At 70.9% G+C, this 7,679-nt stretch carries 7 protein-coding genes and 1 pseudogene; 3 read left to right on the top strand and 5 right to left on the bottom strand.

Annotation, left to right across the window (positions count from 1 at the left end; genetic code table 11):
• Window positions 1–250 (top strand): annotated as a pseudogene (locus OO67_RS09195) (ATP-binding protein); the annotation flags it as partial.
• 158 nt (window positions 251–408) lie between these two features.
• Here OO67_RS09195 and OO67_RS09190 read toward each other — a convergent pair.
• Window positions 409–612: an acyl-CoA carboxylase subunit epsilon gene (locus tag OO67_RS09190; RefSeq protein WP_033298621.1), complete on the bottom strand. Its 204-nt coding sequence runs from the start codon at window positions 610–612 to the stop codon at window positions 409–411.
• Between the two features lie 71 nt (window positions 613–683).
• Entirely contained in the window at window positions 684–2,267 is a 1,584-nt protein-coding gene (locus OO67_RS09185; protein ID WP_033298620.1) for an acyl-CoA carboxylase subunit beta, read from the bottom strand.
• Between the two features lie 704 nt (window positions 2,268–2,971).
• Here OO67_RS09185 and OO67_RS09180 point away from each other — a divergent pair.
• Window positions 2,972–4,183, top strand: coding sequence for a glycoside hydrolase family 64 protein (locus OO67_RS09180; RefSeq protein ID WP_208860992.1), 1,212 nt, complete (start codon window positions 2,972–2,974; stop codon window positions 4,181–4,183).
• A gap of 250 nt (window positions 4,184–4,433) precedes the next feature.
• Here the strand turns inward: OO67_RS09180 and OO67_RS09175 are convergent, their stop codons facing one another.
• Window positions 4,434–4,958, bottom strand: a complete 525-nt coding sequence (locus tag OO67_RS09175; RefSeq protein ID WP_033298618.1) for a hypothetical protein — start codon at window positions 4,956–4,958, stop codon at window positions 4,434–4,436.
• A gap of 230 nt (window positions 4,959–5,188) precedes the next feature.
• Here OO67_RS09175 and OO67_RS09170 point away from each other — a divergent pair, with 230 nt between their 5' ends.
• Window positions 5,189–5,803 carry a YceI family protein gene (locus tag OO67_RS09170; RefSeq protein ID WP_033298617.1) on the top strand — a complete coding sequence of 205 codons (615 nt, stop codon included), beginning with the start codon at window positions 5,189–5,191 and terminating at the stop codon, window positions 5,801–5,803.
• A 206-nt stretch (window positions 5,804–6,009) separates the two neighbouring features.
• Here OO67_RS09170 and OO67_RS39610 read toward each other — a convergent pair whose 3' ends face one another.
• The gene (locus OO67_RS39610; protein ID WP_033298615.1) at window positions 6,010–6,642 is read right to left on the bottom strand and encodes an SAM-dependent methyltransferase; all 633 of its coding nucleotides are present in this window, start codon (window positions 6,640–6,642) and stop codon (window positions 6,010–6,012) included.
• Window positions 6,639–7,676 carry an NAD(P)/FAD-dependent oxidoreductase gene (locus OO67_RS39605; RefSeq protein WP_033298613.1) on the bottom strand — a complete coding sequence of 346 codons (1,038 nt, stop codon included), beginning with the start codon at window positions 7,674–7,676 and terminating at the stop codon, window positions 6,639–6,641. Before OO67_RS39605 ends, OO67_RS39610 begins: the two co-directional genes overlap by 4 nt.
• Window positions 7,677–7,679: the final 3 nt, after the last annotated feature.

The following is a 7,679-nucleotide window of genomic DNA, read 5'->3' as shown; positions in this document are numbered from 1 at the left end:
CCTCGTCGACACCCGCCGCCTCGCCGACTGCTTCCCCGCGGTCGACTACTTCGAGAACAGCGGCCTGCCGTTCGTCATCGCCCTCAACGGCTTCGACGGACACCAGCCCTACACCCCCGACGAGGTACGCGAGGCCCTCCAGATCGGCCCCGACACCCCGATCCTCACGACGGACGCCCGGCACCGCGCGGACGCCAAGAGTGCGCTGATCACCCTGGTCGAGCACGCCCTCATGGCCCGGCTGCGCTGACCCCGGCACCGCACGACGAGGGCCCCGCACTCCGCGAAGCGAAGGAGTACGGGGCCCTCGTGCGTACGGGGCCACGTGGGGCCCTGGGACGGCCGGGAACAGCTCAGCGGCCGCGCGGGGCCCGGTGGGCCCTGCAGCGGCCGCTGAGGCCGTTCTTCTCAGCCCTGCCAGCTGTGCGGGGCGCGGAAGCCGGGGGTGCGCTCCAGGCGGCGCCATCCGGCGGTGCTGCGGCCCCGGTGGGCGGGCGCGTCGGGCTGGGCGGCCGCGCGGGCGAGCAGGACCGCGGTGATGGCGGCGAGCTCCTCGGGGCCGGCCTGGCCCTTCTCCACGCGCAGGACCGAATCGGCGGGGGTTGCGCTCATGGTGTCTCCGTCTTCTGGGCGAGTGGTCACGAAAGCGTGGGCGGAGGCCGGGGCCGCCGCCGGGGCCGCGACTACTGCGGGGGGTTGCCGTGCTTGCGGGACGGCAGGTCGGCGTGCTTGTTGCGGAGCATCGCGAGCGAGGCGATCAGTACCTCGCGCGTCTCGGCGGGGTCGATGACGTCGTCGACCAGGCCGCGCTCGGCCGCGTAGTAGGGGTGCATCAGCTCGGCCTTGTACTCCTTGACCATGCGGGCCCGCATGGCTTCGGGGTCCTCGGCGTCGGCGATCTGACGGCGGAAGATGACGTTGGCGGCGCCTTCGGCGCCCATGACCGCGATCTCGTTGGTGGGCCACGCGTAGGTCAGGTCGGCACCGATGGACTGGCTGTCCATGACGATGTAGGCACCGCCGTAGGCCTTGCGCAGGATCAGCGAGATCCTCGGCACGGTGGCGTTGCAGTACGCGTACAGCAGCTTTGCTCCGTGCCGGATGATCCCACCGTGCTCCTGGTCGACGCCGGGCAGGAAGCCGGGTACGTCCAGCAGAGTGATGATGGGGATGTTGAACGCATCGCACATCTGGACGAACCGCGCGGCCTTCTCGGACGCCTCGATGTCCAGGACTCCGGCCAGCGCCTGCGGCTGGTTGGCCACGATGCCGACGACCTGCCCGTCGAGCCGGGCCAGGGCGCACACGATGTTCCGCGCCCAGCGCTCGTGGACCTCCAGGAAGTCGCCGTCGTCGACGAGCTCCTCGATGACCTTGTGCATGTCGTACGGACGGTTGCCGTCGGCCGGGACCAGGTCCAGGAGGACCTCACCCCGCCGGTCCGCGGGGTCGTCGCTCGGCACGACGGGCGGGTTCTCCCGGTTGTTGGACGGGAGCATCCCGATCAGGTAGCGGACCTCGGCGATGCAGGTCTCCTCGTCGTCGTACGCGAAGTGCGCGACGCCCGAGGTCTCGGCGTGCACGTCGGCGCCGCCGAGTCCGTTCTGCGTGATCTCCTCGCCGGTGACCGCCTTGACGACGTCCGGTCCGGTGATGAACATCTGCGAGGTCTCGCGGACCATGAAGACGAAGTCGGTGAGGGCGGGGCTGTAGGCCGCGCCGCCCGCGCACGGGCCCAGCATCACGCTGATCTGCGGGATGACACCGGAGGCGCGGGTGTTGCGCTGGAAGATCCCGCCGTAACCGGCGAGCGCGCTGACGCCCTCCTGGATGCGGGCGCCCGCGCCGTCGTTCAGCGAGACCAGCGGGGCACCGGCCGAGATGGCCATGTCCATGATCTTGTGGATCTTCGTGGCGTGAGCCTCGCCCAGCGCCCCGCCGAAGATCCGGAAGTCGTGCGCGTAGACGAAGACCGTCCGGCCGTCCACCGTGCCCCAGCCGGTGATGACACCGTCGGTGTACGGCTTCTTGGCCTCCAGGCCGAAGCCGGTCGCCCGGTGCCGGCGCAGCTGCTCGACCTCCTTGAACGACCCCTCGTCCAGCAGCAGCTCGATGCGCTCCCGCGCCGTCAGCTTGCCCTTGGCGTGCTGCGCCTCGGTCGCCCGGTCGCTCGGTCCACGCCGGGCCTGCTCGCGCAGTGCCAGCAGTTCGGCCACCCGGCCACGGGTGTCGCTCGGCTCGCCCGGGATTTCGTCCACAACGGTCATACGTCGACCCTACGAACCCGACCGCGGAAACCCTGCCGTCGACTCCGGACAGTCTCCTGCCCCGTTTCCTGGTGGCACCTGACAGAAGCCGGGCACCATGCAACCCATCTGCCAGCTCACAGGGCTCCGGCGTTGTAGATCTCCGACAAAGCCGGGGATGTGGCCCTGACCACATACGGCCCGCGCCGCCACGCCGCGGATGCACCGGGCCGGGCGACTGGACACACCGCAATGGCAGGGGGGTCGGCACCCGCCGGCCCCCGCCGAGACCTCCACCGGACGGCATCCCTCGCCCGTGAAGACCCGCACCGGACGGCGCCCCCTCGCCCGTGGTGGCGCGCGGGGCGACGCCTCTGGCCCGGGACCGGACCCCATGGGAGAGGGACGGTACCCGCCCTGCGAGCCGAAGGGCCGACCGGGCTCCCTCCGGCCTCATGGGCTCTCCGGCCGTCGCGTTCAGTTCCTGTCACTCCGTGCATGCGATGACCCACCCGGCGTGGCCAAAACCCCTCCAGGAGCGTCGAGTTGTGAAGAACGGCGACTTCTTGAGAGCGCTCTCAGTCATAACTCTTGACGCTCCCCGGGGGCGTAGCGAGAGTGGTGCGCACCGCAGACGGCCCCCCACGCTCCACCTCCCCGCACCACCCCCTGTCCCCCGTCTGCGCCCCCCACACTTCGGGAGTTCCTTCGTGATTTCGCGCAGAATGTTCCTGACGGGCGCCGCCGCCTCCGCGACCGCCCTCACCTATCCGCTCTGGGGCAGCGCCCTGAGCCCGCGTACGTCGGCGGCACCCGCGACGTGTGAACTGGCCCTGGAGAACCGCTCGCTGCCCGGCACCGTGCACGCCTACGTCACAGGCCACGAGCAGGGCACGGACCGCTGGGTGCTCCTGCGCCCCGACGGCAGCGTCTACCGCCCCGACTCCCCCGGCGCCCCGCAGACCCCGCTGCCGGTGGACTGCGCCATCCCGCTGAAGGCCGCGGGCGCCGGGCCCGTCGTCCTGACGCTGCCGCAGATGTACGGGGCGCGGGTCTACTTCGTCCGCGACGACAAGCTGGACTTCTACCTCAACCCGGGGCCGTCCCTGGTGGAGCCCGCCTTCGCGACCCCCACCGACCCGAACTACGGCAGGACCTGGTCCTTCTGCGAGTTCACCTTCAACCCGCAGCAGCTGTACGCGAACATCAGCTACGTCGACCTGGTGACTGCGCTGCCGATCGGACTCACCCTGGAGGGCGACTCCACGCACACGGTGGCCCCGCTCCCCGACGGCGCGGTCCAGCGCATCGCCGACGACCTCATCGCCCAGGCGGCCTCGGACGGGCAGCCCTGGGACAAGCTGGTCACCCGCGGCCCGGACGGGCAGGTCCTGCGGGTCGTCTCCCCGCAGAATCTGATGGCGCCGTTCTTCGACCGGCCGAACGAGATGCCGTTCAGGGACCTGTTCACCGCGCAGATCGACGAGGTCTGGGAGAAGTACCGCTCCACCGACCTGCGGATCGACCTGCAGGGCGGCCGGGGCACCCTGGCGGGCCGCGTCAGCGGGGACACGCTGACCTTCGAGGGCGGCCACACGTTCGTCAAGCCGACGTCGAAGGACATCTTCACCTGCAACCACGGCCCCTTCACGAACAATCCCGGTGACTCCGACGACAAGAAGGCGCTGCTGGCCAGGATCGCGGCGGGCTTCAACCGCTCGATCATGCTCAGCCACCCGCAGCAGCCCAACGGCACCACGGTGGCGGACTACTACAAGGGAGCCGTGACGAACCACTGGTCGCGCGTCGTCCACGCGAATTCACCCATCGGCTACGCGTTCCCCTACGACGACGTACGCCCGGACGGTGAGCCGGACGTGTCGGGGGCTGCCCACGACGGCAACCCCCGCCGCTTCACGGTGAGCGTGGGTTCCTGACGCGAGGCGGGCGGCCCCGGGCGGGGGCCGCCCGCCACCTCTCCCCGCACCGCCTCTCCCCTCACCCCTTCTCCTTCCTGGGCGTCGCGGGCCACGGCGGCGACACGTTCGCCCCGCTCGGGCCGGCGCCGGAGCCGCAGGTCCGAGCCGGCAGGCTCACGGAGGTGCCCCCGTCCGACACTTGCGTTCCGGTGGACGGGGGCACCTCCGTGTGCGGGGACCTGCGTGCGTGAGGGCCGCGCGTGCCGGGTCAGCAGCCGCCGCAGTTGTAGTACGTCACGTCCCAGTGGTTGCCCTCGTCCGCGTAGACGTTGCCGGAGCCCGACCTGTACTGGGGAGCGCCGTCGCCCCGCACCCCGATGTACGTGAACGTGCCCTTCACGTAGTTCGTCAGGCAGGTGCTCTTGCCGAAGTCGAGCTTGTAACCGTTCCAGTGCGAGTAGGTGCCACCGGCGTGCCCCGTCTCGGTGCCGCCGGTGATGTTGAGCGCGCAGCCCGTGGCGCTCCTCAGCGTCTGGGCACCCTGGGCGCTGGTCAGATTGAGCTGGTCGAACGAGGTACAGGTGGGGACGTTCCGGTTGGAACAGCCGCCCGAGGACGACCAGGTGATCCCGGACGAGCTGAAGCGGGAGGTCGCCTGGGAGTGGGTCAGCTTGGTGACGGCGTGGGCCTCGGTGACGCCGCCGCCGAGGACGCCGACGCCCGGGGCGAAGAGCGCGCCGAGAACGAGGGCGAGGGCGGTGAGGGCCGAGCGGAGTCGGGGACGGGTCAGCATGGGGGAGTCCTCCTGCTCATGACAATTGATGGGCAGGGAGATGGTGCCCCAGCTCTACGCGCGTCCGCCAGGGGGCGACCGGGATCCGTACGGAACCTCCCGCGACTTCCGGAAGGGCCTGGACCCTTGATGTTGAACTTTGAACAAAATGGGTCTACAGTCAATCTCGTTGAAGGTTAAACAAGAACTTCGACGGCCACTCGTCTGCACACGTCCCCCGAGGAGGAGCCATGGCTCTGTTCAACCGCAAGAACACCGCCCCGTCCACCACCGCCACCCTCGCCGTGGACCCGGCGCTGGCCGCACTCACCGGCAGCTACACGATCGACCCGGCGCACAGCAGCATCGGTTTCCAGGTGCGCCACGCCATGGTCACCAACGTGCGCGGTTCCTTCGGTGAGCACGAGGGCACCTTGCAGCTGGACGGCTCGGACCCGTCACGCTCCTCCGCCTCCATCGACGTCCGGATCGCCAGCGTGGACACCGGCATCGCCGACCGCGACGGCCACCTGGTCAGCGGCGACTTCTTCGACGCCGAGAAGTTCCCCCTGATGACCTTCCGCTCCACGCAGGCCGAGCAGCTCGGCGGCGACACCTACCGCGTCACCGGCGACCTCACGATCAAGGACGTCACCCGTCCGCTCTCCATCGACCTGGAGTTCCACGGCTCCGCCACCGACGTCTACGGCAACGAGCGGGTCGGCTTCGAGGGCAGCGCCGACATCCTGCGCTCCGACTGGGGCCTGACCTGGAACGCCGCCCTGGAGACCGGCGGTGTGATGGTCAGCGACAAGGTCAAGCTCACCTTCGACATCTCCGCGATCAAGGCCGCCCCGCAGGCCTGACGCCCGCTGACCGAGCGCGCCCGCCGGCTCTCCCCTTCGGGGGAGGACGGCGGGCGCTCGGCTGCGCCCGGCGCGAACCGTCCCGTCCGGGCCGGTCCCCCCGTACGACCGTCACCGGTCCGCCGGTACGGCATTCCCGGCCGCCGTGGTGACCGAGACGCACTTCTCGGAAGTACGTCTCCGTCAACGGCGGACGCCCTCTCCGATCACCGCCTGCGGCGGACCTTCAGCGCGTTGTCGGTGCGGGTGGTGGGGTTGCCGTCGGGGTCGTTCTGGATCCGTTCGTGCTCCTCGCTGAGCAGTACGTCCCACTCCCCCTCCGGGAGCTCGAGGGAGGCGAGCACCTCGTCCGTGGTCGGCAGCTCCATGTCCGGGTGGTCGTGCTCCCACGAGGGGAAGCCCGCGTGTCCGACGATCAGGAGTACGCCGCCGGGCGCGACGGCCGCAGCGGCCCGGCGCAGGATCTCCTCGCGGGGCAGGTCGCCCATCGAATGCAGGAACTGGGCGGACACCAGGTCGTACTCCCCCTCGGGGAACGACGCCCCGAGGTCGTGCCACTGCCAGTCGATCCGGTCGGCGACACCGGCGTCGGCCGCGTGGACCGCCGCCCGCTCCAGAGCGACGCGCGAGATGTCGGTGGCGGTGACCTTCCAGCCCGTCCGGGCGAGCCAGACGGCGTCCGCGCCCTCGCCGCATCCCAGGTCGAGGACGCGGCCCGGCGTGAGTCCTTCCACTTCCCGGACGAGGGCGACGTTGGGGTTCCCGCTCCAGATCCGGTCGCTCTCGCGGTAGCGGTCGTCCCACATCTCGGCGTCGGTGCGGGTGCTGTCGGTGGTCATCGGGTCTCCAGAAGTCCGTGACGACGGTCTCCGAGTACGCGCTCGGTGACCTGGCGCTCGGCCTCGGCCGAGAAGGGTGAGCGGCGGGCGTCGACCGCGCGCCGGGTGTCGTCGGTGACGAGGTCCATGTTGATCATCGAGGCCGCCTTCAGCCCGGCTGCCGCCGCTCCGACGACCTGCTCCATGAGGTTGGCGACGTTACCGGCCACCCACACGCCGGGCACGTCGGTGGCTCCGCCGGGATCGGCCGCGATGTACGTGCCTATGGCGTGCTCGCCCATCACCATCTCGGTGGGCACCAGCCCGAGGCTCTCCAGGACCGCCGACCGCGCGGTGAAGCGCGGCTGGACGACGAGTGCCTCGCGCGGGATCACCGTGCCCCCGGCCAGCCGCACACCGGTGAGCCGGTCGTCGGCCACCTCCAGCGCGACCACCTCGCCGTCCACGACCGAGATGCCCCGGGCGGCCAGCTGCTCGTACTCCTCGTCGCTGAAGTCGGGCTGGTCGTGCCGGAACAGCGTCACGTCGTCCGACCACTGCCGCCAGAGCAGCGCCTGGTGCGGGGCCATGGGGCTGCCCGCCAGGATGCCGACGGCCCGATCCCGCACCTCCCAGCCGTGGCAGTAGGGGCAGTGCAGCACCTCGTCGCCCCAGCGTTCGGCGAGGCCCTCCACGGCCGGCAGCTCATCGACGATCCCGGTCGTCACGAGCAGCCGGCGGGCGTGGACGGCACTCCCGTCCTCCTGCACGACCCGGAAGCCGTCGGGAAGCCTCTCCGCCGAGACGACGGTGCCCCGGACGATCTCGGCGCCGTAATCCGCCGCCTCCGCCCGGCCGATGGCCAGCAGTTCCAGGGGCGGGATTCCCTCCCGGCCCAGGTAGTTGTGTGCGTGGGACGCGGGTGCGTTGCGCGGGCTCCCCGCGTCGATCACGAGCACGGAACGCCGCGCCCTCGAAAGGGCGAGCGCCCCGCTCAGCCCGGCGGCCCCACCGCCGATCACCACTACGTCGTACCGCTGGTTCATGTCGCTCATGCG

This window comes from Streptomyces atroolivaceus (genome assembly GCF_000717025.1).
Taxonomy (GTDB): Bacteria; Actinomycetota; Actinomycetes; order Streptomycetales; family Streptomycetaceae; genus Streptomyces; species Streptomyces atroolivaceus.
This window is presented reverse-complemented; position numbering and strand designations above follow the sequence as displayed.